At 37.5% G+C, this 26,329-nt stretch carries 20 protein-coding genes; 2 read left to right on the top strand and 18 right to left on the bottom strand.

Annotated elements, in window-relative coordinates; translation table 11 throughout:
• Positions 1–92: 92 nt before the first annotated feature.
• The 3 genes from mtaB to ACQY77_RS00385 form a co-directional block, all read right to left on the bottom strand.
• The gene (gene mtaB / locus ACQY77_RS00395) at positions 93–1,415 is read right to left on the bottom strand and encodes a tRNA (N(6)-L-threonylcarbamoyladenosine(37)-C(2))-methylthiotransferase MtaB (RefSeq protein ID WP_421939969.1); all 1,323 of its coding nucleotides are present in this window, start codon (positions 1,413–1,415) and stop codon (positions 93–95) included.
• Between the two features lie 151 nt (positions 1,416–1,566).
• Positions 1,567–2,130, bottom strand: coding sequence for a UbiX family flavin prenyltransferase (locus ACQY77_RS00390; RefSeq protein ID WP_421942402.1), 564 nt, complete (start codon positions 2,128–2,130; stop codon positions 1,567–1,569).
• A gap of 382 nt (positions 2,131–2,512) precedes the next feature.
• Positions 2,513–3,148, bottom strand: a complete 636-nt coding sequence (locus tag ACQY77_RS00385) for a Crp/Fnr family transcriptional regulator (protein WP_421939970.1) — start codon at positions 3,146–3,148, stop codon at positions 2,513–2,515.
• A gap of 185 nt (positions 3,149–3,333) precedes the next feature.
• Between ACQY77_RS00385 and ACQY77_RS00380 the strand changes: the two genes are divergently transcribed.
• Positions 3,334–5,208, top strand: a complete 1,875-nt coding sequence (locus ACQY77_RS00380; protein ID WP_421939971.1) for an ATP-binding protein — start codon at positions 3,334–3,336, stop codon at positions 5,206–5,208.
• Here ACQY77_RS00380 and ACQY77_RS00375 read toward each other — a convergent pair.
• The 5 genes from ACQY77_RS00375 to ACQY77_RS00355 form a co-directional block, all read right to left on the bottom strand.
• Positions 5,205–5,405 (bottom strand): cold-shock protein, encoded by a 201-nt coding sequence (locus tag ACQY77_RS00375; RefSeq protein ID WP_421939972.1) that lies wholly within the window; start codon positions 5,403–5,405, stop codon positions 5,205–5,207. The genes ACQY77_RS00380 and ACQY77_RS00375 overlap by 4 nt on opposite strands.
• Positions 5,406–5,579: 174 nt before the next feature.
• Positions 5,580–6,443, bottom strand: coding sequence for an OmpA family protein (locus ACQY77_RS00370; protein WP_421939973.1), 864 nt, complete (start codon positions 6,441–6,443; stop codon positions 5,580–5,582).
• 114 nt (positions 6,444–6,557) lie between these two features.
• Positions 6,558–7,739 carry a glycoside hydrolase family 88 protein gene (locus ACQY77_RS00365; protein WP_421939974.1) on the bottom strand — a complete coding sequence of 394 codons (1,182 nt, stop codon included), beginning with the start codon at positions 7,737–7,739 and terminating at the stop codon, positions 6,558–6,560.
• Positions 7,740–7,931: 192 nt separating this feature from the next.
• The gene (locus ACQY77_RS00360; RefSeq protein ID WP_421939975.1) at positions 7,932–10,451 is read right to left on the bottom strand and encodes a beta-L-arabinofuranosidase domain-containing protein; all 2,520 of its coding nucleotides are present in this window, start codon (positions 10,449–10,451) and stop codon (positions 7,932–7,934) included.
• A gap of 174 nt (positions 10,452–10,625) precedes the next feature.
• Entirely contained in the window at positions 10,626–11,018 is a 393-nt protein-coding gene (locus tag ACQY77_RS00355; protein ID WP_421939976.1) for a nuclear transport factor 2 family protein, read from the bottom strand.
• 290 nt (positions 11,019–11,308) lie between these two features.
• On the opposite strand from ACQY77_RS00355, the gene ACQY77_RS00350 reads away from it, so the two are divergent.
• Positions 11,309–11,626, top strand: coding sequence for an RNA recognition motif domain-containing protein (locus ACQY77_RS00350; RefSeq protein WP_421939977.1), 318 nt, complete (start codon positions 11,309–11,311; stop codon positions 11,624–11,626).
• 97 nt (positions 11,627–11,723) lie between these two features.
• On the opposite strand, the gene ACQY77_RS00345 is transcribed toward ACQY77_RS00350, so the two are convergent.
• The 10 genes from ACQY77_RS00345 to ACQY77_RS00300 form a co-directional block, all read right to left on the bottom strand.
• Positions 11,724–12,170, bottom strand: a complete 447-nt coding sequence (locus ACQY77_RS00345; RefSeq protein ID WP_421939978.1) for a protein-disulfide reductase DsbD domain-containing protein — start codon at positions 12,168–12,170, stop codon at positions 11,724–11,726.
• A gap of 26 nt (positions 12,171–12,196) precedes the next feature.
• Entirely contained in the window at positions 12,197–13,246 is a 1,050-nt protein-coding gene (locus ACQY77_RS00340) for a PLP-dependent cysteine synthase family protein (RefSeq protein ID WP_421939979.1), read from the bottom strand.
• Between the two features lie 251 nt (positions 13,247–13,497).
• A complete protein-coding gene (locus ACQY77_RS00335; RefSeq protein WP_421939980.1) occupies positions 13,498–15,210 on the bottom strand; it encodes an arylsulfatase in 1,713 nt (570 codons plus the stop codon).
• A 159-nt stretch (positions 15,211–15,369) separates the two neighbouring features.
• Positions 15,370–17,793, bottom strand: a complete 2,424-nt coding sequence (locus ACQY77_RS00330) for a glycoside hydrolase family 3 N-terminal domain-containing protein (RefSeq protein WP_421939981.1) — start codon at positions 17,791–17,793, stop codon at positions 15,370–15,372.
• Positions 17,794–18,450: 657 nt separating this feature from the next.
• Positions 18,451–19,701 carry a DUF2264 domain-containing protein gene (locus tag ACQY77_RS00325; protein WP_421939982.1) on the bottom strand — a complete coding sequence of 417 codons (1,251 nt, stop codon included), beginning with the start codon at positions 19,699–19,701 and terminating at the stop codon, positions 18,451–18,453.
• Positions 19,702–19,908: 207 nt separating this feature from the next.
• Positions 19,909–21,438: a SulP family inorganic anion transporter gene (locus ACQY77_RS00320; RefSeq protein ID WP_421939983.1), complete on the bottom strand. Its 1,530-nt coding sequence runs from the start codon at positions 21,436–21,438 to the stop codon at positions 19,909–19,911.
• 14 nt (positions 21,439–21,452) lie between these two features.
• Positions 21,453–23,753, bottom strand: coding sequence for a family 20 glycosylhydrolase (locus ACQY77_RS00315; RefSeq protein WP_421939984.1), 2,301 nt, complete (start codon positions 23,751–23,753; stop codon positions 21,453–21,455).
• Between the two features lie 362 nt (positions 23,754–24,115).
• Positions 24,116–24,511: a response regulator gene (locus tag ACQY77_RS00310; protein WP_428430115.1), complete on the bottom strand. Its 396-nt coding sequence runs from the start codon at positions 24,509–24,511 to the stop codon at positions 24,116–24,118.
• Between the two features lie 665 nt (positions 24,512–25,176).
• Positions 25,177–25,848: a sulfite exporter TauE/SafE family protein gene (locus ACQY77_RS00305; RefSeq protein ID WP_428430153.1), complete on the bottom strand. Its 672-nt coding sequence runs from the start codon at positions 25,846–25,848 to the stop codon at positions 25,177–25,179.
• Between the two features lie 26 nt (positions 25,849–25,874).
• A complete protein-coding gene (locus tag ACQY77_RS00300) occupies positions 25,875–26,303 on the bottom strand; it encodes a FixH family protein (RefSeq protein ID WP_428430152.1) in 429 nt (142 codons plus the stop codon).
• Positions 26,304–26,329 lie beyond the last annotated feature (26 nt).

The following is a 26,329-nucleotide window of genomic DNA, read 5'->3' as shown; positions in this document are numbered from 1 at the left end:
CCAAAGAAGCACATCCTTCAATGCGAAATGGTATGATGGAAGATATACCTTTAAATGTGTTTATCGGATAGATTTTAAATGCTTAGATTGAATTAATGATGTGCATAAGCCGTTTCTAATTCGGCTACTTCCACCTCTCCTTCTGCGGTAATTCCAACCAATTTTACTGCTTTAAGCTCATTAACCATTAGCGGATCATATTTTGCCCGAACTTTGACATAATTCTTGGTGAAACCATGCATGTAACCAGCTTTTTGATCTGCTTCGAAAAGAACTTCAGAATCGCTGCCTATTTGTGATTCATAGAAAGCTCTCCGTTTTTTATCCGAAAGGATATGCAACATTTTGCTGCGATCATTACGTTCACTACCAGGAACAACGCCCTTCATTTCTGCAGCTACTGTTTGCTCACGCTCAGAATAGGTAAACACATGTAAATAAGAAATATCAAGACCATTTAGAAACTGATAAGTATCTAAGAAATCTTCTTTAGTTTCTCCGGGAAAACCCACAATCACATCTACACCGATACAGCAATGCGGCATCACTTCTTTAATTTTAGCAACACGTTCAACATAGAGATCCCTACGGTAACGACGACGCATTAATCCTAAAATTTTATCAGATCCCGATTGTAGCGGAATGTGAAAGTGCGGCACAAAACGTTTGGATGTAGCTACAAATTCGATAATTTCATTACTCAACAAGTTGGGTTCTATAGAAGAAATACGGATTCTTTCTATTCCCTCAACCTCATCTAAAGCTTTAACCAGATCAAAGAATTTATCTTCACGTTCTCCATTTCTGATTCCGAAATCACCCAAATTAACCCCTGTAAGCACAATCTCTTTAACACCGCTTTCGGCAATCATTCTGGCCCTGTGTACTACATTTTCAATCGTATCGCTACGACTTGCACCACGAGCCAGTGGAATAGTACAGTATGTACAAGGATAATCGCAACCATCCTGAACTTTTAGAAAGGTACGGGTACGATCTCCTATGGAATAAGAAGCAATAAAGTTATGATTAACCTTTTCTATATTTTGCTGATGTACAACAGCTTTAGGATTTTTAGTTAAATCAGTTATATATTCTACGATTCTGAATTTCTCAGCAGCTCCCAAAACCATATCAACCCCTTCAATTTCAGAAATTTCCTGTGGTTTTAGCTGAGCATAACACCCTACAATGGTAACAAATGCATTTGGTGAATACTTTAATGCCTCTTTTACTACCTTACGACATTTTTTATCGGCATGATCTGTAACCGAACAGGTATTGATCACATACACATCGGCCTGATCCTGAAATTCGACCACACTGTATCCAGCATCGGTAAATAAACGGCCAATGGTTGAAGTTTCAGAAAAGTTTAGCTTACAGCCTAATGTATAAAATGCGACCTTTTTCATGTAGCCTGCAAAGATAAGAAATTTGTTTGTAGTACAAGCCTAACAACAGGCAGTGCTTTTAAATTACAGAGAAATAACAATCCGGTGGGCAGTTTTTCAGTTGGCAGTTTTCAGTTCTCAGTTTTCAGTTTTCAGTTGGCAGTTAACTAAACTATTCTTGCCAGCGATAACTATCCTGCTCGAAACCTGCTAAATCAACTACCCTGCTTACTACGGTAGCAGCTACCTCCTCTATTGTTTTTGGAAGGCTGTAAAATGATGGATTTGCAGGGCAGATTATTCCTCCCGCTTCGGTAACTATTTTCATATTATTAATATGAATTAGACTAAAGGGGGTGTCCCTGACCACGGCGATCAGTTTTCTGCGTTCTTTCAGAATAACATCCGCTGCACGTGAGATCAGGTCGTTTGATATACCATGTGCAATACGTCCTAAGGTACCCATTGAACAGGGAACAATAATCATGGTATCATATTTAGCTGATCCAGAAGCGAATGGAGCATTAAAATCATTTTTATGATAAAAAGTGAAATCATAATTACTATAGTCATGGTTTCCAAGTTCAAACTCCCAAACCTGCTTTGCATTATCACTCATCACTACACCTACCTGCGCTATTTGTTCTTGAAGATGTGTAAGCTGATCGAATAATACTTTTGCATAAACAGCACCGCTTGCACCCGTAACTGCAACTATAACTTTCTTTTTTTTCATCATTAAACAAAAGTAAGCTTTTCTCTGTTCATAAAACAAAAAAGGGCCAGAACTACCGTTCTGACCCTACATCTACCTATGAAAAACATACCCTCGAAAGGGTAAGAACAAATATATATATTTTTTTAAAAAAAGATCATTTAATACAGTTAATTAGTACAAATAATAAACCTTTGCCCAAAAAACCAACCAACACACTGAATAACAAGTATATAACAAAAATAATATCAACATTTTAAGTATCATTTTTGTTAATAAAGTCAAAAACATTGACAAAAGTCAATGAAAAATTCATATTCACTTGTTAATCTAATCGATAAAACCGTTCCGAATTGTCTACCAACTCGTACAACAGTCTTAAATTTTGCTCAAAACAATTATGCTATTTTTTGTGGTGGCCTGCTAATTTAGCGCGCACCCTACTTAACGTTTCTAATCTCATGCATAAAAAAGAGGCAATGTGCTTTAGTGGAACACGATTTATTAAATATGGATAAGACTGCTTGAATCTCAAATATCTTCTTTCAGCAGATTGTAACCGTGAGATAAATACCCGTTCGCAAGCCTGTGCATAGTGAAGCTGTGTTAATATTCTTCCAATATAATTGGCAACATCAAAATTGAGATAAAGCTGCTTTATCATGGCTTGTGGGATGGCTATTGCCTCTACATCTTCCAATGCCATGATATAACTATCTGTATACTCATCTTCAAAACCAGGGTGTACAATGTAACCTATTAATTCTCCTTCATGTGCCATCCAGGTTGTTATTTCTTCTTTACCTTCCTTAATGTATCCTTTTACTATACCTTTCATCAGTAAATAGCTATTCTTGTACTTGTTCAAAGGAGAACAAATGAACTTATTTTTCTTAAATGATAGCGGAAAGGTTTGGGTATTGATAATATACTCCATTTCAACGTTGAGCTGATGAAAGTATCTGAATACATTTATTACTGGCGAGTGCCCCCCATAACAGGCCCATTTACCATCATCATAAAGCTTATCAGGATTCATATTTTATATAAAGTAACTGCAAATAACGCCTCCATAAAAAGGCACAAAATCTAAACTTTACCCAGTAGGTTTTAATAACAGAAAGATTCAAAAAATGTTTAATATTAATATACTGAAGTATTCTATAAATTACATTACCATATTAACAGCGGAAAATTTATATTTGATAAACGTTCAAACTGTTTATGAGTAACTATCCGATCGAATTTTTACATGCATTATTATCGCAGCATAAAAATCCGACCTTTATCTTTCAAGTTGACGGATATCCGATTATTTCCTCCAATAAATCATTTGAGGAAATAATAAATAACCTTTCGTCTAAAAAAGATGGATATTCTGCACATACCCTTATTAATTTATTGTCTGACAATGAGAAGCAATTATTCCTGGATAAGCTTAACCGTTGCATTTCTGAGAGAACTGATGAAAATCTGATTGTCCATCCGATCTATTCTAATCAGCCTCAAGCCATTTGGGAATTTAGTTTTACACCAGTATTAGTCAAAAATCAACCGGTTGAATATATTACCTGTACATTAAATGAGCAGCAGATTCCTAAAAGTTTTTCGGCTCCACTGAAGCCAAATCTCTCTACGGATAATATTCATTTTAAGGCTCTTTTTGACCAGGCGCCACTTGGCATTTGTGTACTGAGGAGTCCTGATTTAATAACGGAATATGCAAATGACAATATTCTGAGCTTATGGGGAAGAACGCGGGCTGAACTGATAGGTTATCCTCAGGAACTTGCCAGGCCAGAATTAGAAAGCCAAAAAGAAATCATCAAAAAGGTAAAGAATATTTTCGTTACTGGAAAACCTTTCATCATAGAGGAAGTAAAGGTATCTACATTGGTTTTAGATGGTTATTTTAGTGCTGTATATCAGCCCTTGACTAATGAAAAAGATGAGGTAACGAGTATACTGATTATTTTAAGAGATATTACGCAGCAGGTTGTATTCAAAAAGGAGCTTCAGAAAGCTAAAGATATTTTAAAGCTTGCCATGGATGCATCAGATATGGGTTCGTGGAATGTTGATCTGGCGACTAAAACAGTTATTTTTTCTGAGCGGGCAAAGCAAATTTACAAGCTGGATGATTCGCGCTTGAACATTGAAATGGCAAAATCCTTTATTGTTGCAGCGCATCTTGAACACATTACCGATACCATTAGAAAAGCACTGCATCACCGATCTGGATTTAATCTGGAGTATCAAATTAAGTTAAGCAAAAACGAAACAAAATGGGTAAGGGTTGCTGGAAAAGCTTATTATGATCAGGATGGCAAACCATTATATATTGCTGGTGCCATTTTAGACATTACCGAACATAAGCAGGATGAGATCAGAAAAAATGATTTTATCGGAATGGTTAGTCATGAACTTAAAACCCCACTTACATCTTTAAGTGCCTATGTTCAATTGCTTCAGTACAAGCGCAGTAACATTGTAGGAGATTTCACTTCGGATACTTTAGATAAAATAAGCATCCAGTTAAAACGCATGTCGGTTATGATAGATGGATTCTTAAATGTTTCGCTACTCGAATCCGGAAAAATTATTTTAAACAAAACCTATTTTAACATTAATGATCTTATAGAGCGGATTGCAGAAGAAAACCGTTTAATTCTTCCAAGTAATTTTATACAAGTGATTTCGAACAAAAAAATCATGGTGTATGCTGACTGGGAGAAGATTGCGACTGTGGTTAATAACCTGATTAGCAATGCTGCCAAATATTCTAATAAAGACTCTTTTATAGCCATTAGATGTGATGCCAATAGAAATGAGTGTATTATTAGTGTTGAGGATGAAGGGATTGGTATCAGACCTCATGAAATCCCTAAGCTATTTGACCGCTTTTATCGCGTGGATAACGCGAATACAAAAACGATTGCAGGCTTTGGGGTGGGTTTATATATATGTGCTGAAGTTGTAAAACGGCATGAAGGGAAAATTTGGGTAGAGAGTGAATACCATAAAGGCTCTACGTTTTATTTTAGTTTGCCACTAAATCCAAATACTTCGGTTGACCTCAGTACCCAGCATTTGAATTAAAGCATCAGACTGATATTTATAGCCATAAGTCCCTGATCCACTTTAATGATATCAAAACTTACCAGACTATCTACTGATATTAAATTTGAAACCTCCGACAATAAAAAATAAATATCCTGACCATTTTGATCAATTATCATCCCATACCCCGTGCTGGCATTAAGCTCAACAACTTTTCCTTCTCTGTACTCGTTCATGAACATTCGATTAGCTATGAACAAACGTACCTAAATTGTAATATAAAAACTACAAAAATATTTATTTTTGTTAATTTTTACAATTAGTCTATAAAAGTATCCGATTGACCAGAAAGGTTTTAATAAAAAAAAGCAGTCCTCCACAGAAGACTGCCTTAATATATTTATTGTAAATTAATTAGTGCCTTTTTCTGGCGCTTTTCCAATTAAATCCATGAATTGATCTAATTTTGGTGTAATTATAATCTGAGTTCGACGATTTTTCGTTTTACCAGAAACTGTTGAATTATCTGCTATAGGATTGTATTCGCCCCTACCTCCTGCAGTTAAACGTTTAGGATCAACTGCATATTTGGTTTGTAAAGCTTGTACTACAGATGACGCTCTTAACGCACTCAAATCCCAATTGTTCCTGATATTGGTCTGAGCGATAGGCACATTATCTGTATTACCTTCTATCAGTACATCATAATCATTATAATCTTTAATGATTTTAGCAATTTTACTCAAAGTTGCTCCAGCTTTATCAGAGATTTCATAGCTTCCTGATTTATAAAGCATATTATCAGACAGCGAGATGTAAACCACACCTTTTAGTACCTGAACATCTACATCACCTAACTCTTCTCTACTTAATGAACGTGTTAAATTATTGGTCAACACCATATTAAGCGAGTCGCTTTTATTCTTAGCATTAATCAGTTGCTTGATGTATTTATTTGAGCTGTTAATCTCGTCTACCAATTTAGAGATGTTAACGTTACCCTGATTACTTGATTTTAAACACTTATTTAAAGCGTCTTGCAGAGCCATAATATTGGCCTTTTCAGAAGCAATTTGTTCTTCCAGGCTTTTAACCCTGCTATTGGCGCCACTAAGCTCTCTTTGACTATCCTGATATTTATTGCTGAGCTCCTGATTCCTTTCTCTCAGTTGGGCATAGGTGGTTTGAAGTTCAGTATACTTTTTATTACTTACGCAACCTGATATTAAAATCAGGCCTAAGAGCATTATGGGGATTGATTTGTAAAATTTCATAATCTTATTTTTTGTTAAAGACTATCATAAAACAAATTCCCTGCCGTAAAGTTTTGGCGTTGGCTTTCAAGGCTGTTAAAGGTTGCATTTAACAAACTTTAACAGCCTGACAATTTATAAATACCATTTTTTATACCTGGCTAATGCTTCTAAGTAATAATAATCAGCGTACACCAAAGGAACGTCAATTTCACTATTTAAGGGCAGTGCGCCTGTGCTATGCTTAAGTAGGAAACCTCCGTTCTCACCAAGTTTTGCCCTGTATGCACTGCTTGCCAATGCGTTTATCATAGTTTCAGCTGCCTGTTTATAGGCATTTTTTTCATGGGTTCCTACATACTGCCCCAATTCCAATAATGCCGAAGCAATTAGTGCACCTGCGGATGCATCACGATTTGAAAAGGGCATAAAAGGAGCATCAAAATCCCAGTATGGTATTTTATCGGCAGGTAAATTAGGGTGATTAAGGATGAAATTTGCAATTCCATTTGCCTGTTCCAGGTATTTAGTGTCTTTGGTAAATCTATACATCATGGTATAACCATAAAGTGCCCAGCCCTGACCTCTTGCCCATGCTGATGTATTTGCCGCTCCCTGCCATGTAGCTTTACGAATTACCTTTCCTGTGGTCAAATCGTAATCCACAACGTGATAGGAGCTGAAATCTGGCCTGAAATGGTTAGCTATGGTTGTGTTTGCATGTTTAACTGATATTTCCTTTAACCTGGCATCTCCCCCATTATCTGATGCCCAGTTTAACATCTCCAGGTTCATCATATTATCGATGATTACCGGGCAATTAAAATATTTGTTTTTATTCCATGATTGGATAGATCCTATCTCTGGCCTGAATCGGGTAGCAAGCGACTGGGCTGAGTTTTGAATAATCTCTTTATATTCAGGTTTCCCTGTTAATCGATAGGCGTTACCAAAACTACAGAACATCATGAAACCCAAATCATGATGGCCGGTATAAGTTTGATTGGGTTCTAAAATTTTCAATGCTTTTTCTGCATCTTTTTTAATTTCAGCGTCTTTGGTTTGTTCGAAAATATACCAAAGCGAACCACTGTAGAAACCACTGCACCACCACTTAATATCGTAAGTAACCAGTTTATTGGTTTTAGCATTAAAACTTTGGGGTGTTAAGCCAGCCGGAATATTTTTATCTAATACTTTATATTGCTTTGCTGCAAATTGAAATTCGCTGTCAATCAATTTTCTCATATCCTGACTTTGAGCAAAACTGACCTGACTGGCTAATAAAAGTATTCCCGCTATTAATTTTCGTGTCATATTAAATATTGTTTTTTATAGAGTTTGAAGAACAAAATCATAACCATAAACAAGGTTTTATTTTAAAGCTTGCTGGAAAAACAAACATATAATATCACTCCATCTGACAGGGGGTAATTATGTAAACTTTTGGGGGTAAAAATCTATCTCAATGTACTGTTACCATCTTCCTGGAACTAAAAACGTTTTATTTTATATTTCCTTTACCTTAACAGCATCAAAGGTAGCCTGGGCTTTGTATGTCCTCAGGCCGATGCTTCCGCTGCTATAATCCATATCACTTGCCTGAATAATTGGTGTTTTGGATTCATCCACATACACCTTAATTTGTTGCCCATTGGCAACTACACGAAGTTGATAGATCTTATTCATTTCGAGTGTATATTTTTTTGATTGAATGGGAATCCATTTAAGGCCTGTTGCCTTACCTAATTCGATTATTCCTGTAACAGGGTTAAGACCCACATAATATCCCTGGTAAGCATCCGGACCGATTGCTGGTTTGGAAACTCTGAACATTAATCCAGCATCGCCAGCAGTATTAACTTTTACTGAAGCCTGAAAATCCAAATTAGAGAAATGTGTTCCATTTGCAACAATTTTTGAGCCATTAATACCAAATCCTCCCGAGCCTGCATTTGAAGAAGCGTGAATCCCACCATCTTTCCAAAACCATCCCCCGCCGTAGAATACCCAGTCATTAGGCAAATGGGTATTAAAATCTTCTACTATTTTGGTGACTGGTTTACTTGGTGTACCAATAATCGGAAAACAGCTAAGACGGAGATTTTCGGCGCCATAAGGCACGAGTGTAATTTCCTCAGTTTCTGATTTAGACTCAACCGGGCTAAACGGAACATCAAAAGCCGACATCTGATTATAAGCCAGGGTCCAGGAAGGAATTTTTTTAGCTTTAACCACTAATTTCACTGGAGATTGTGTTGCATCAAACGGATTCTCGGCCATCTTCCCTTTAATGAATCTGACTCCTTCATCGATTTTGTCTGGATTTAGAACAAGTCCATAATTCCAGGATGAAACAGGTCTGCTTTCATAATCCTTATAACCTACAACCTGATGAGTTTTTGTTATTTTATATTCAGGTTTAATCTCTAAAGCATATACTAATGGTCCGCGCACAACACTTAACGAGTTATTCACCTGCTTTTGCCCTGCCACTTCCATAGGAAATTGCAATTCGACCTGATCATTGTCTTTCCATTCGCGGCTGATGGTTAATAAAGTCCCTGCTTTTACGTTTTTAATGGGTGTTCCATTCACCTTTACCAATGGTGCTATACTCCATGACGGAATCCTCAAAACGAGCGGAAATTTAAAGCTCAGGGCTGTCGAAATTTTTAGCTTAATTAAATCATCAAAAGGATAGTTGGTTTCTTCAGTGATTTTAACTTTATTCCCTGAAACTGTTGTATTTATTTCCATTGGGCCATAGGTAAGAATAGCTAAACCATTATCTGGCGTAGCTGAAGCACTGTTTTTTACATAGTAGGGCCATCCCATATGCATGTTATATCTACAGCAGCCGTATCCGGAATACGGGCTTGAAACAATGCCTGAACTATAATCCTGATTAAAACCATGTTCTCCATGAACACTTTGTACCTGATTAGGTAAGGTGTAGTAAGAATGATTTTTAAAATCGCGGCTAAATTGAGCTGGTAAGGCATTGAAAGCCACTTTTTCCAAATCATCGCCAATTTTGGCATCATGTATAATTCTTGCTGCTGTTTCTAAACTTTGCATCCATTCTACCACAGTGCAGGTTTCAACGCCTTCAATGGATGCTGTTCCAGCTAAAAATTCTGTTCCAGAACCCAAACCTTCGGGCTGACCGTGATCACGCATAATGTGAGCAATCCCATTCATCATGGCTTTCTCATTAGCTGCAGATGGATTTAATTGTGCATAAATTGCGGGGAATTTTAGTGCCTGCGCTACATTAACCATATGTTTTGGCTGAAAATCATCACCAAAATAATAAAATTGGTTATGGTTATAGATATCTATCCATGGATAGGCTTGCTGTTTAAGTTTTTCAACCAGCTTTAATAAATCGCCATCTTCTGTTTTGTTATAAAGCCAAAGTGCAATTTCCATATTATCTGCAGCCCTTGATTTTGCCCAATCCTTCAGTGGATCGGCATCAAGATTTGTCAATTCGTACTTAAAATATTTTGTTAAAAATTGAATGACCCTTTGGTCATTTGTAGCTTCATAGTAGCTTTGTAAAGCATACATCATTGGCATTCTGGGCCACCAGTCTTTCATTTTTGCCGGACCAAATAAGCCACTGGGTTGTTGGCTGCCAAGTGTCCATTCAATATATTTTTTAGCTTTTTCTTTCAATATTGGATCATCTAAAGTATAAGCTAAAGCAATCAGTCCTTTAACATAATAAGGTGCCCGTTCCCAGCTACTTCCCTTCCCACCAAGCCAATCGTTATTTTTCCCCAAATTATCATCTTCAGCGTATAGTGCTTCAGCCATACCGGTTGCTCCATCGCGTTGTTGTTCCAGCTGCTTCAGCAACCAACCCTTTGCCCTGATACTTCCAAGGGGAAGTTGAATAAATACATTTTGTTTCAGTGGGGCCTTGTTAAAATGTAGTTCCGGATAGTTTTGAGCTTCTGTGGCATTGGTAAAACTTAGACAAAGTAATGCTACAAAACCCAACTTCATGCTATGGTTCATATTAATCGAAAATGGTTAGAAAATTTTGTTAAAACTAATATTTTAAAATCAATATTAAAACGATTTAGCTAAATATCAGATTAAGATAATATTCAAATTGAATTCCAGATAAAAGCTGGATGATCCAGGTTCTTTTTATTTACAATGTTTGCTGGTGTATTTTACATATAATGCTCAATGCTGCATTACTGTGCAACTGTTTGCAATAACTTTCCACTCCCCCTCTACCTTTGTCCATGTTCTGATATATTGATAGGTATCATTGATTTTATTCATTGCATAAATCCCATTAACTTTTAGTTTAGAGAAAACAACTACAGCGGATTCGAAAACATGAATATCTCTTTTGTAAAGTATGATATCGTAAATATTGATCAATTTAGAACGATAGGTTTCAATAACGACGTCTTTATCCAGTATATGGCTAAACTCATCTAGAAAAATGATGGTATCAGCCAATAAGAGTTCTAAACACTTCACATTGCATTTAGTCATACTGGCTAACAAAACATCCTCTAACTCTGCGATAAGTTGTATAGTTTCTTGTTTGGTTAAAATATTGAGCATAATTTCCGGTTAGCAGATAAAAATATATACTTATCAGCTAAGAAACACATCAACTTGATTATTGATCGCGCTATACAGTTTTACGAAAATAATTACACATATCAGGAATAAACAGCTAAATCCGCTCCTGCTTTCAGGGAAATTTCAAGCAATTAACTTGTTCATTCTCCTTTTGATTTGTTTAGCCATTTTAATTATATTATTTTGCAACAAATTGTAACTTTCAGGAGATAAATATCAAATATTACTACTAATTTTAGACTTTATAATATTTAAATCAAATTTTCGCTATGACAAAGCTTTTTATCGGGGGACTTTCTGAGCATATTCAAGAGATGGACTTGGCGATTTTTGTAAGTTTACATGGGCAGATTGAAACCATTAAGGTTGTTAGGGACAGGTCTACCGGAAAATGCAAGGGTTATGCCTTTTTAGAAGTATTGAAGTTATCTGATGCCCATAATATTATTTCTAATTTAAACGGAGAAACTTTTAAGGGCAATACGGTTACAGTAAAAATTTGTGAGGAGCAGCCTGTTGCACCGAAGAAATTCCAGCCTAAGGGAAATCCAGCTGTAAAAAGTAAAAGGCCGCGATTGCAGCGGTAAAAAATAAGGGATATGTTATCCAACATACCCCGTTATTTATCATTAACTAACATTAAAATTCAAATAGGCCATCTACTACCTACAGAATAAGTTTATCCTATTTTACAGGCACACTGAATGTAACTTCGTCAGGCGGTAAGCATTGTTTATCATTGCAAACCATAAATTCTACAGTGCCTTTAACAACCGGTTTTCCAGCTTTTAACTTTACCTTTTGCTGAAAAATCACTCCGTTTTCAAAATAGCTTACATCCATTTTAAATGTAGATTCGAACTTCGTGATCGGTTTTGGTTCGATTGTTTTACCCACTAAAGTGTAGGCTGCTGAGGCAGGGAAAGTAAAAGTTGTTTTTACCGGACCGCCGTCTTTTACCGTTTGGGAATACAAATGCCAGCCTTTCTCAATATTGGCTTTAATATAAATTACGGCTTCAGTTGCACTGGTTTTCTTTGCTGCATAACTCCAGGTTACGGGCTTTTCAATCTGTGCATATACAGCCATATTAAATAACAGGGCAGCTACAGCTAAAAGTGTTTTTTTCATCGTGGTTCTTTATTTATGTTTTTATTTTACAATCTGCTAATTGCATTATAGCCAGTAAAACAAGTATCGGGACTGAGATACCCCTCTTTTACTGGCTCATCTTTCATCAGGTCGGTACTGAGATATTTTTTATTACTATCAGAGAACACCGTAACTACAACTGCAGCGCTTCCCATTTCCTGTTGCAATTTAATAGCGCCAATTACATTTGCGCCAGAGGAAATACCTACTGCCAAACCCAATTGTGTTGCTAACTTTTGAGCCATCAAAATGGCGTCACCGTCATTTACCTGAATCACTTTGTCTAATGTTTCCAGTTTAACTATTTCCGGAATAAATTCGTCAGAAATGCCTTGGATGCGATGTGAACCTACCTTATAGCCTGTGGTTAATGTTGGTGATTCTGCTGGTTCTAAAGGATGAATTTTGATGTCGTTATTCTGCGATTTTAAAAATTTACCAACGCCCATAATGGTGCCACCTGTACCTACGCCAGCAATAAATGCATCTGGAGTAATATTCTCACATTTTAACTGCTCCCAAATCTCCATCCCGGTAGTGGCTTCATGCGCCTGAGGATTAGCCTCATTTTCAAACTGTTGAGGTAAAAAGACATTCGAATTTTGGATAGCCATACTTTCAGCAAGCTTAATGCTTCCTAAAAACCCTCCCTGTTCCTTTGTGATGAGTTCGACCTCTGCCCCTAAACTTTTGATAATATCGATTCGCTCTTTGCTTAACCAATTGGGCATGATAATTTTTACCGGATGGCCAAGTGCTTTTCCGATGGCAGCAAAAGCGATCCCAGTATTTCCACTCGTTGCTTCAACAATTTGGTCGCCCGCTTTAATTTTTCCTTCTTCGTAAGCTTTCCTTAGGGTATACAATGCCATACGATCTTTAATGCTACCAGTAAGATTATAATGCTCGCATTTGACATACACTTTACCCGGTCTTCCCTGGTAAGTGTAATTCAGTTCGATCATAGGGGTATTACCTATCAAGTGCTGCAAATGAGCAAACTTCTTTTCGATATTAGGGGCTATACCTGCGTGGGGCAACTGATCTAAAACCATACTTTAATTATTTAAAGATTTCAAGTGTGTGTTTGTGTGTACAACAAAATTGACCATTACCATTAAAACAGTCAAGCATTAACGAATAATCCATAAATTTTACGAAAAAATAAAGTTTTAATGACACTTTTTACAGAAAATAGATGTATCAAGTATTAAAAAGCATAATTCTTCCGATGGAAGAATAAAGGGCAAAAAATAGCCCTGACAGATTGCCAAGGCTATTATCAAAATTGCGAAATAGCTGCAGATTATTTTTTTCCCGGTTTAGGAAATACCTGGTTATTGTTTGCCCAGTCTTGCCATAATTTTTGCAATCGTTTAACCTGATCAGGATTTTGAGCTGCAACATTATGAATTTCGCTTTTGTCGTTTTCTAAGTTATACAGGTGCCAGGTAGAATCATTGCTTAGTGAAGTCAGCTTCCAATTTCCCGATCGCACATAACGGGCACCGAAATGTTCATTAAATAAGTTATAATGTCCTTTGCTATTTTCTCCTCTAAAGGATGGCGTCAAACTTAAACCTGTTGTTGGAGTGATTTTTTTACCTTTGTAAACAAGTGGATACCGGGCACCAGAGATTTCTGTAAATGTTTTCATAAAATCCATCACGTGGCCCACCTGGTTACTAAAACTTCCTTTTTTTGCAGTTATGCCTTTAGGCCAAAAGGCAATCATAGGTGTATGAATTCCTCCTTCATAAGATTCGGCTTTTGCATATTGATAAGGTGTATTTGCAACATTTGCCCAAGCTGTGCCAATTGAAGTGTATGCTGTTTGCGGACCTGGCATTACTTCTTTTTTGGTGGCATAAGTAATTGGTGTTCCCGTACGTGTTTGACTGGGACGATCAAAACCGGGACCATAGGCCGCGCAATTCTCTGCACTTGCACCATTATCAGATAAAAATACGATGAGGGTATTATCTAATTTTCCTGTTTTCTTCAGTGCATCAATAATTCTCCCAATTCCCTGATCCATTCTATCTATCATGGCTGCGTGAACTGCCATGGCCTGAGCATCCCATTCCTTTGTTGGATTTTCTGCCCAGTTTTGTTTTCTATTGGTTGGTTTGGGCAGTTTAGTTTGTGTAGAATCAATTAGTCCTAATGCAACCATCTTTTTATACCTGGCTATTCTTGTTGCATCCCATCCTATTTTATAAGTGTTTTTATATTTATCTATATCTTCTGGTTTTGCCTGAAGCGGCCAATGTGGGGCATTTTGTGCTACATAAAGAAAGAATGGTTTATCTGACTTTTGCCAGGCTTTAATGTAAGCAACGGCTGTATCGCTTATAGCATCCGTATGGTAATAATCTTTAGGTACAGATTTAATTGGTTTCGTTCCGCTTACCAAACTAAAGGGGTCAAAGAAATCTACTACCCCCCAAATGGTACCAAAATATTGATCAAAGCCACGGTTGGTTGGGTATTGATTTAGTGGAGAAAAGTCTCCAAAATCTTGCTGATGATTAAGCCAAGCCAATTGATCCCCGGCATTTTTTTGAACAATGGTATTAGAAACATGCCATTTCCCGGACATGGCTGTATGATAACCCGCTTGTTTAAGCACCTCTGCAAGTGTAACCGTATGCTCGCCCAAATGACCCAGATACCCTGGCTGGTCTTCGGCATCAGTCATTTTACCTATTCCGGCCTGCTGATTATAAAGGCCGGTTAAGAGTGATGCCCGGGTTGGGCAGCAGCGTGAGGTATTATAGAACTGTGTGTATCTCAAACCATTTTTAGCTAAATAATCCAGGTTTGGGGTATTCACTTCTCCTCCATAACAACCCGCATCAGAAAATCCCATATCGTCGGCAAGAATGAGAACAATGTTGGGTCGTTTAACAATGCCTGAATGTGCTGTTGTTTTTGGTTTTGTATTAAAAGCGCTTAGCAGTAACAAAACAGAGCCAGAAGCCAGCGCCAACGATAAAAACAATTTATTGAGTCTCATAATTCCAATTTAGATGGGGATTAGTATAAAACTTCTTTGAGTAAGGTTTTATTTGCTAATCTACTAAATCGTTTTAAAACACTGTAAACTAAATGATTGTTTTTTTATGATGAAGTGATTATTTCATGCTTCAATATTCGCCCTATCAACTTTGCAAGACTAGTCTATGATCCAAAATTCTTTATTTAACACCCTATTCTCAGAAGAGTTCCCTATCATCACTTTAAATTGCCCGGCCTCTACCTTATACTGATTTTTTTTATCGATTATAGCCAAGTCATCCGGTTTAAGTATAAAAGTTACTTTCTTTTCTTCTCCCGGAAGAAGCGACACTCTGTCGAAGCCCCTAAGTACCGATTCGTAGGTAGTAACACTGCTCAGGATATCTTTCAAGTAAAGCTGCACTACTTCATCTCCTTTTACCTTTCCGGTATTTTTCACCTTTACGGAAATGCTTATCTGTTCATTCGCTTTGTATTGTTCCTTATCCATAATGAGCTCATTGAATTCAAAAGTGGTATAGCTTAGTCCGTATCCAAATGGATAAAGTGCCCCTACTACGGCTGTTTTACCATACCCATTAGGTCCGTCGCCAGGTTGCCCCGCGTGCGAAGCCTGTTTAAAAGGAAAATTAAGTTCAATCTGTCCAATTGTTTTTGGAAAAGTAACCGGCAATTTTCCTCCGGGATTATTTACCCCAAATAAGGTTTCGGCAATCACCTTACCTGATTGTGGCCCGGGAAACCAAGCTTCTAAAATTGCGGGTATATACCTGTTTTCCCAATTGATGGTTAACGGCTGTCCATTGATTAAAACCATGACAACAGGTTTACCAGTTTCATACAAGGCCTGAATTAACTTAAGCTGCCGGCCTGGCAAGTTTAAGCCTGTTCTGGAAAGGCTCTCACCAACCCTTTTTTCATCTTCACCAACAACAGCAATAATTACATCTGTATTTTTTGCAGCATTAACTGCGGAGTCTATCTCACTTTGTTCCTGGGCCGACATTGGGCTTTCTATGATTTCACTTTCCGGCCAGGTAGCATCCACAATATCACAGCCTTTACTATATTTTACCTGTGTTGTAGTTCCCACAAATTGTTTTATACCAGCCAACACCGTCGTTACCGGATTATAGGATGGTCCATAACGACTGGTAGCATAGCCTGTAGCATCGGCCAGTGGCCCTGTAACCAAAATATTTTTGTATTTGTTTAACTGGAGGGGAAGCAGATTATCTTTGTTTTTAAGCAACACCATGGATTGCCTGTTAATTTCTTCGGCAAAAGCTTCGTCACGCTTTGTATGCACTTCTTTATCAGCCATTAAAGGATTTTCAACGTAAGGCTTATCAAACAAACCCAACCTAAACTTCACCTTCAAAACTTCTGCAACACACTGATCTACTACCTGAATAGAAAGCTTACCTTCTTTAATAATCTTCCTTAGCGGCAAAATATAGTCTTTTGGCTGTGTAAAATTTGTCCTCACATTTAAACCAGCCTCTACCACCTGCCTGATAGCATCTTCGTAACTATCAGCAACTTTGTGTTTACTGAATAAGAACTCAACTGCTTCACTATCAGAAACCACATAACCATTAAAACCATATTGTTTGCGGAGTAATTCTGTTAGAAAATAGTAACTGCCACTTACCGGTTCACCATCCCAATCGTTATAACTGCTCATTACCCCCATTGGCATGGCTTGTTCTATTACTTTTTTAAAGGGGTACAGGTAAATCTGGTGCATTTCTTTCGGAGCCACATGTGGGTCTGTTCTGGCATTCCCATCACGACCTCCTTTAGGAACACTGTAAACGGCATAGTGCTTTAATGTTGAAGCAATGTGATTACTTTGTATGCCTTGTACCATTTGAATACCCAATGATGCTACCAAAAAAGGATCTTCACTATAACATTCCACTACCCTTCCCCAACGTGGATCCCTCGCGAGGTCTAATATGGGCGCATATACATTTGTATAACCCAACAACTTAGCTTCCCGACCTACAATTTTGCCTGCCTGGTTAACCAAATTCTTATTCCAGGTGCTACCAATCCCAATAGGTGCAGGCAATGGGGTAGCTTTCTCATGGTTTAAGCCATGAATTCCTTCATTGGTAAAATCAACCGGAATACCCAGACGAGTTTCTTCAATGAACCATCTTTGTACGTTATCAATTGCTGTTGCATGTTTACTAAAAGGGTAAGAATAAGGTGTTTTGGCTTTAGGATTATTGACCAATCCATTTAACATTTCATCTATATTGGCAATTCCATCTTTCCATATTTCATCCTTCCAACTTGCTGTAGGTTGCTCATCTTTCAAAACTCTTCCAAAGCCATACAGTGTTGCCATCTGACAAGTTTTCTCCTCAACATTCATCTGTGACAATAAATCTGCAACTCTTTTGTCTATAGATACCGTCTGATCTTCATAAACATCCATTTTCCCATTCTTATTAAAATCTATCCAGTTCTTGTGATAGATTTTTCGGTTATTTTGAGCTGAAGTGGCCGCTGGAAGTACGAAAAAAAAGCTTATAATGAATAAAAAATTCCAATTGTAGCGTTTAGTCATATCGTTAATTATTTTTAATGGTTTACAATTTAATATATTTTTAACGAGTTGCTACATCTATCTGCGGAATAGCATTTAGGCTTAATGATTGACAAATAAAGTTTAATTATCCGCAGTATGGTGCTTTGAATAATATCCTGAATAAAAGCAAGTAGAATGGGGATGTAAATGAATGCCAACAGCTAAAATCAGGCATAAAAAAAGAGAGAAGGTTTCAATCTTCTCTCTTAGTGTGTTAATCTAAATCGTCCCGTTGATTTAATTCATAACGTATCAAATTTGAATATTTGTAATACAAAAAACAATACTTTAAGATAGGTATTTAGTTTACGTACGTTACTGTAAACTTAATTAGTAAAACAGGTTTCATAATCAACTGTAAATAAACAACATAAACCTTAAAAAACTTTAAAAAAAGGCAGAAATCTGATGATTAAACCATAACTAAAGGTCTTTAGAAAAGTTCTTAATAAAGTACTTAAAGTGCCAGATGGTCTAATTTATTAATTTCTCCTTTAATTACCTGTTGTTGTTGAAAGTTTCAAGGATAGTGTTTAAATGCTTGCTTAATCTTTATTAGCGTTTTCTACTCTGGTCATCATTTTAGCTTGAGCAACAAGTTAACTTTATTGAACTTGTATTATACCTGAACAAGTTTTAATATTCTACTTTATAATCTTTTTTAAATGCCTGTCCCGACCAGGCTTTTACAGCTGTCCAGGGTGAATTCGGGGTGCTCCAAAACTTATTATCGGGAGATAGGCCAAGTGGTAGAAATGCCAGGGTTGCCATATAAAGGCTTCCTGTTGAGGTATATACATCAGCAAGTTCAGGCTGGTGACCATTAAAACCTAATACCAGCCAACCTTTATGATCAAAATTCTGGTTTCCATCATACATTTTATGAAAAACCTGTGTAAGCGCGCCACGAACCTGGGCCGGAGATACGGCATCAGGCAGTTGCTCCATTAACGCTACCTGTGCTAAAGCCTGAAAAGCTGCTGTACGGTAGGTTACTGATCTGCCATAGGCTGGATAAGTACCATCGCTGCCAATAATCCGCTCTAAATATTCTGAATAGCGTACCATTCTTTGCAAAGCCTGGTTATAGCTATTTGGTGTGCCTTTTTTTTGATCTGCAAGAATTTTAGTTAAATCAACCATCATCGGATGCATCACATAAGAGTTGTAATAATCCATACTAAATTTCTCTCCATCTTTGTACCAGCTGTCGCCTACATACCACTCAGTAACTTTATTAACAGCAAACTGAACTCTTGCAGGATCATATTGTTCGCCAATACTTAGCAGAAACCCTTCTGTTAATCCGGCAAATAAAAGCCAGTTATTATAGGCTCCTGTTCGGTTTCTCAAAGATTTAAATTCTTCTATAAAACGTTTTTTTGTTAACTGATCCAAGGGTTCCCACAATGCTTTCGGTGCGCGAATAAATGCCTGTGCAACATAAGCAGCATCTACGATTGCCTGGGATTGTGATCTAAAATTTAAGTAATCGGGATTTTGAGGATCAACAGCATTTTTAAGTCCTTGTAATAGTTCCAATCGCATTGCTTTTCTCAGCTTACCTTCTTCGGTATTGTCATCTGGTAATTCCAGCCATGGAGCAACTCCGGCAATTGTTCGGCCAACAGCCTCCAGGTAAGTTACATCCTCAAGTTTTAAATTGTAATTATTTCCTTTCTCAAGGGGCATATTTTGCTTAAGTGTTCCGTTTGCCAGGTTATGAATAACGGGGTAAGCTATTTTATGAAGTGCTTTAACCCAAAATTTTCTATCCTCCAAACCAGTTGACTTGGTTTGTGCCGAGACGGTATTAACAGCAAGAGCAAGAAATAAAACGGCAATAAAAAGTTTAATGAGGTTTTGTTTGTGTGTAGTAAAAATCATCTTGTAAATAAAGTTGGTCAGAAGTCAAATTTATGCCTTACAAGATGAGAGAAAGGGGTAAAAATGTTAGTATTTAGGGGTAAGAATGTAAATTTGAGTGTTTTAATTGTTTAATTGTTAAACTGATTAATTGTTTAACTGTTTAATCGACTAACTGTTAACTGAAAACTGCTAACTGTGAACTGAAAACTGTGAACTGAAAACTGATTAGGAGACTACACCATACCTTGGATCATCGAGGATATTGACTACTATTACATCTTCGGCATTTTTTAGCAGGGTTTTGCAATCCGGGCTTAAATGTTTTAAATGAAGCTTCTTTCCGGCGATCAGGTATCTTTCGGTTAATTTATTGAGGGCTTCTATTCCACTCATGTCTGCCACCCTGCTATCCTTAAAATCAATTACAACCTTATTGGGATCCGTTTCAACTTCAAACTTTTCAATGAAAGTGGTTACCGATCCAAAAAATAACGGACCATAAACTTCATAATATTTAATCCCTTCAGTATCCAGGTATTTTCTAACCCTGATTCGCTTAGCACTTTCCCAGGCAAAAACTAAAGCTGCTATAATTACGCCGATAAGTACAGCTAAAGCAAGATTATGCAGGTATATTGTAATTGCTGCTACCAAAATACCAATAAAAATATCCGATTTAGGCATTTTGTTAATAATCCGGAAGCTTGCCCATTCAAATGTACCAATGGCAACCATAATCATTACTCCGGTGAGTGCAGCCATAGGTACACGTTCAATTATTGGTGCACCGAATAGAATAATTATCAGAATGGTAACAGACGCAACTATCCCAGATAATCTGGCTCTTGCCCCGGCAGAAAGGTTAACCAAAGTTTGGGCAATCATGGGACATCCGCCCATACCCATAAAAAAGCCATTGGTAATATTTGCTGCACCTTGAGCCAGGCATTCTCTGTTTCCGTTTCCTTTCGTAGCAGTTATTTCATCGACTAAATTGAGGGTTAATAAACCTTCTGTAAGCCCCACTCCTGCCATGATTAAAGCGTAGGGAAAAATAATTTTTAAAGTATCGAGATTAAAGGGAACTAAAGGCAGGTGAAAGGATGGAAAGCCGCCTTTTACAGAAGCAATATCTTTTACGGTTTTGGTATCAATATTAAAAACAAGCACCAGTACAAAAACTACTATAATGGCTACCAGCGATGGAGGGATAGCCTTACTTATTTTAGGAAATACATAAACAATGGCGATTGTAAGCAACACCAGGCCCAACATGATCCATAATGGTGCTCCGGTGAGCCAGGAAGTTTGAGTGCCATTGCTGACCTTAAATTGCTCTATTTGTGCCATAAAGATCACCACTGCAAGGCCATTTACAAATCCATACATTACTGATTGAGGCACCAATCTGATAAACTTACCCAATTTGAAGAGTCCTACCAGAATCTGGAAAACACCGGCAAGCGCTACCGCAGCAAATACATATTCGATTCCCTGAGCTTTCATTAGGGCAATGAGTACAATTACCGTTGCTCCTGCTCCACCAGATATTAAGCCAGGTCTTCCACCAAAAACGGCGGTAATAAGCCCCATGATAAATGCCGCATACAATCCGGCCAAAGGTGGAAATCCTGCAAGAATGGCAAAGGAAAGCGATTCGGGCATCATTGTCATTGCAACCGTAAGGCCGGCAAGGATTTCATTTCGGTAGTTTACCTTTTGCTCAAAATCAAAAAGTTGGAAGATAGCCTTCATGTGCTTAACTTTATTTATTTGTATTTCAACCAGCTATCAGGTACTTTTTTCAGTTCAGAACCATTTAAACTGTATTCTAACTTTAGGGTATAACCTCCCCCTGCTTCAACAAATGGTAACGAGATGCTATGAATTCCCTTTTCTAGCGCTACCTGTGCGCTTTTCTGTATTGGATAATGCCAGCCATCATTATCAATTACTTTTTCCTCATCGATATATAAATTAGCGCCATCATCAGCCGTTAAGTAAAAGCTGTAAATCCCTGTTTCAGGAACCTCCAGGTATCCAGCTAAGCGGACACTAAATGGTTTCCCTTCTTTAGCTAAACCCTCTGCAATAGTGAAATTCGGCACAACAACCATGGTATCAGATTTTTGTGGTAAATCTGCTACACTTTTTATCTTATCGCCAAAATAGTTCAAAATGAGACCAGGTTTTACGCCACTTACGTTTTGAGATTTTAAAAAATCCTGCTTCTTATAGTTCAGGCTGTATATATCACCTCTGTTACCAGCCGACCCAAATGCAGCTATTTTGAGCTTTTCAGCCGAACTTACCTCAAAGGGATAGGTTAAAACTGATGAATTGTTGTTTGGAAGCGATCCATCCTTTGTATAGCGTATGGTTAAGGCAGGTAGCGGTTTATTGATTTTCAGTAACACAGGATTATTAAAAACATTTTCTTCCGTAAATCCTGTCAAATCCGGAATGCGGTAATTAACCTTAAACTTATCTAAAACCGGATATTGGGCATCTAATCTTTTAAGATAACTTTCATAATTATTTTGGTGTGTCCAAAGCACTTCGGCCAAAGCTGTCATTCTTGGCATAAACATATAATCTGCTCGTTTTTCAGAAGGGATGTATTCTGTCCAGATGTTGGCTTGTGCCCCGAGAATATATTTTGCCTCTGCATCATTCAGGTTTTTAGGCACTGGCTCAAAATGATAAACGTTGAAGATAGAATTGCGATCAGGGACCACATCAAAATATAAGGGATTACCAGGCGTCATGATTACTTTGTTTCCATTCTTTGCCGCTTTGACAGGTGCATCAGGTACCCAGCCTCTCCAATACATTACCAATGCCGTTTTACTAACTCCACCTTCTAAAATTTCGTCCCAGCCGATCAATTCTTTTCCTTTGCTATGGAAAAACTTTTCCATTCGCTTTACAAAATAGCTTTGTAACTCGGCGGTTGTTTTAAAATTGTTAGCTTTCATCAATGCTTTGCACAATGGTGATTCTGCCCAGCTGGTTCTTTCAACCTCATCAGCGCCCAGGTGTATATATTTTGATGGAAATAGTGCTGCCACTTCAGCAAAAACATTTTCTGCAAACTCAAATGTGCTTTCCTTACATGGGCAAATTGGTGTGCTGAAATCTCTTCCCCAGCCTGCACCTTCTTTTGTACTCAGATATGGATATGCATTAATGGCAGCCATCATATGCCCTGGCATGTCAATTTCCGGAATAATTTCAATGTGCCGAACCTGAGCATATTTAATCAGGTCTTTCAATTGCTCCTGAGTGTAATACCCACCGTACAATGTTTTTCCATCACGTTTAACGATGTGAGCAGTATCAATTTCCATATCTGGATTATCAACTGCTTTTTTCATACATACTGAATCTTGCCCATTAAATGTTCTCCAGGCACCCTTTTCAGTGAGCAATGGGTATTTTTTTATCTCTATTCGCCAACCCTGATCATCGGTAAGGTGTAAATGAAACTTATTCATTTTATACAGCGACATCACATCGATAAACTTTTTCAGGTATTGAATGGAGAAAAAGTGACGGGATACATCCAAATGCATTCCTCTCCAGTCAAAAGCCGGAGCATCGGCAATTTTTAAGCAAGGGATAGTGGCAACTTTTAGATTTGCATTTTGAAGTATGAGTTGACGCAAGGTTTCCACGCCTCTATAAACACCGGTATTCGTCTTACCAGCAATTTCGATTTGGTTTCTGCTAACATTTAATGTGTAACCTTCATTCTCTGCAATACTTTTATCACTTTTTAAAATAATGTTTTTCTGACCAGTTTTAGTTGAAAGTGGAAGCACAACTCCTAAATCCTGCTTAATTATCTCCTGCAGGTGTTTTGCTTCGCTTAAAAGATTCTGTGATCCCAGTGGATATATGATCTTCACACCTGACTCAAAGGCAAATGTACCTGTCATTGGAGACAAACTTTTCGGATAAGGGATCAGGCTATATTTTGCAGGAATATCTTGTTGTGCGTGAACAGCAAACATTCCTAAAAATATTGAAAAAAAGAGTGCTATCGGAAGCTTAATAGTGGTGAACATAAATCGTTTTTAAGTGTGTTTGAGCGAGGAATCGAAGGTATAAAGAATAATTATAGCGACAAAATTGTGTGGATAAAGTATCTGGGTTGTGCGTGCTTTGAGGAACAGGGTTTGTTTTTGGGAGTTAAGGGTCTGGCCATAGATTGTTACAGATTGTAGCGAGACGCTACCAATGCTATTAAGTTAAGGACAAACTGAATGTATTTGTTTTACTGAGCTCCCGATGTAAATCGGGGCAAATTGTCAAAGGGCAATACATTTAGTTTTCTCTTTGTTGAAAGGTCTTCTACAGGCTCGGCCTGAAAATCCTGGGTACCTAACTTAATAGCATTGGAGACGCTATGAGATCCAGATGGTATTGATCAGCTTATATTTTTAACAATCTTCTGGTGCAGGGTATTCACTTTGAAGGGTTTCCCCAATACATCATTGGCTCCCGCTTCCATGGCTGTTTGTTTATCTTTATCCATTACACCTGCGGAAAAGGTAATAATTGGAATCTTTGATTTACCTGGAATCTGATTTGCACGAATCCTTTTTATTGCTTCCAAACCATCCATTACAGGCATGTAATTGCACCCCTTCCCTCTTTCGTTATTATTTAAGTGAGGAGACATTTGGAAGTCTCCAACGGTTAAATGTTCAGCGTCCACTGTTAAGGAGCACTGCATTGATTGTATGCTTAGCTTTTCAAAGATTACACCAGTAATAAAAAGCAGATTTAAATCAACAACAAGGCTGTTTCGATTAATATGCATGGGAATTTTAATCTACAATTGGGGTAAAAGTTTACTCGATATAACTATTGCATTTGCGTAATCAGAACGGATTTAAAATCTCTGCTCCTGGCATTTTAGTTTTGAAAACCACACCAGGATAATCGATGGGTATTAAATTGGGATAAAAGAAAAGGGGCATGGCATCCACCATGTCCCCTCTTTCAAATAATCATAATTAACTAACTGTGTATATAGAGACAAAAAACGTGCAGAACACTGGATTTTAAACGTTTAAATTAACTTAAGAAAGCACAATACGTTTTAGTAATACCAATAAAAGCTGAACTTTGATCAGAAAAGTTATACCCATCAATAAAAAGTAAAACTAATACTACAAACAGCCTTCACAGCTTATTTAAGTTCGGGTTAAAATTGAAATAAAGGATAAAAAATAATTAACTAAATCATTGATTTACTTTTAATTAAAATATATTATTGCGATATTAAGGCAACTCCCTGAAACTAAAATCAAGCCTTCCTCCACATCAAGTCCACGGTAAGTCCACCTTTCTCCACTAAAACCTGGACATAACCTGCTCATCAGGCATAGCTGTATTAAGGATTAACCGAGGCGAACGTTAATGACACATGGCTATTATAGGGCGCATGACTTGCTTAAGGCAGGGTTTGCCAGGCATGAATGCTTAGTTGCAGATTATTGTTTTTCCGTATGACTGATGGATTGAGGGAGAGATAAATGGAATTCCCAGTTCTACGGCCCTTAAAACAAACAGGACGCCCATCAACAATGTTACCCATGGCAACAGCTTCTGGGTATTGAGGCGTATATAGTTTTTCAGAAATATACCACTAATTGAAACAAGCAGTAGCAAGGGCATTGTACCCAAGCCAAACAGCATCATAAATTTTGCGGCATGGAGCGGGTTGCCTGTGTTCAAGGCGGTAGCCAATGCGAGGTATACCATGCCACAGGGGATTATTCCATTTATTATTCCGGCAAAATAACTCCAGCATTTCCAGTTTAATACTTTGCCCAGTAGCTTACTTAAGGGTAAAATTAAGGATTGCTGTATTTTGAAGAATGCCTGATGGTAACGTGGAAGGAATTGCAGTAAGGCCATACCGATGAGTAGCAAGCCCATTACCATTCCGAGCACCTGCTGATTAGTCAAAACCCTAATATTACTCCCTAAAAACCCAACTAAAAAGCCTAATACCAGGTAGGTGGTTATTCTACCGAACTGATAGCTGAATAAATGGAAAGTAGCGCTCCAGATATTACTTTTTTGAAAAGGCATTCCAAGCATAATGGGCCCACACATTACTGCGCAGTGCAAACTGCTGAATAAGCCCATTAAAAAAGCAAGCGGTAGAAAGCCCATTATAATGTTATACTGGTTTTATAAAGATAATCCTGATCATTTTGCTTCCATTTTAAAGTTAACAACCACAAACCTTTGCCCATTTTTTGGCTATCTACTATAATGATGTGATGCGGTTCAATGGTCTGGCGCTTTATCCTAATATCCTGAGCTGCACTGGATGGCCGCATTAACCGGAGTTCAAAATCAATTTTGTGCTTTAGCTGAATTATGATCTGTTTCTCATTAATGGTAATTTGTGGTTGAAGTTTTTCTTTGATAACATGCTGTTCTGCGCGATAGGTTTTATCATAGTTAATCCCTTGCTCGTAATAATCATCTTCAACGAGGGTATCCTTATCTTTCATTGTAAACATGTAAAATACCATACCAATAATGAACAGCATGAAACTGCCCATACCTATCATAATTTTCGATCCCCAGTTCATCATCATTTCTCTTTATCAATTTCTTG

The organism is Pedobacter sp. (genome assembly GCF_965279535.1).
GTDB lineage: Bacteria > Bacteroidota > Bacteroidia > Sphingobacteriales > Sphingobacteriaceae > Pedobacter.
The sequence above is the reverse complement of the archived record's forward strand: the minus strand, read 5'-3'. Positions and strand labels throughout refer to the sequence as shown.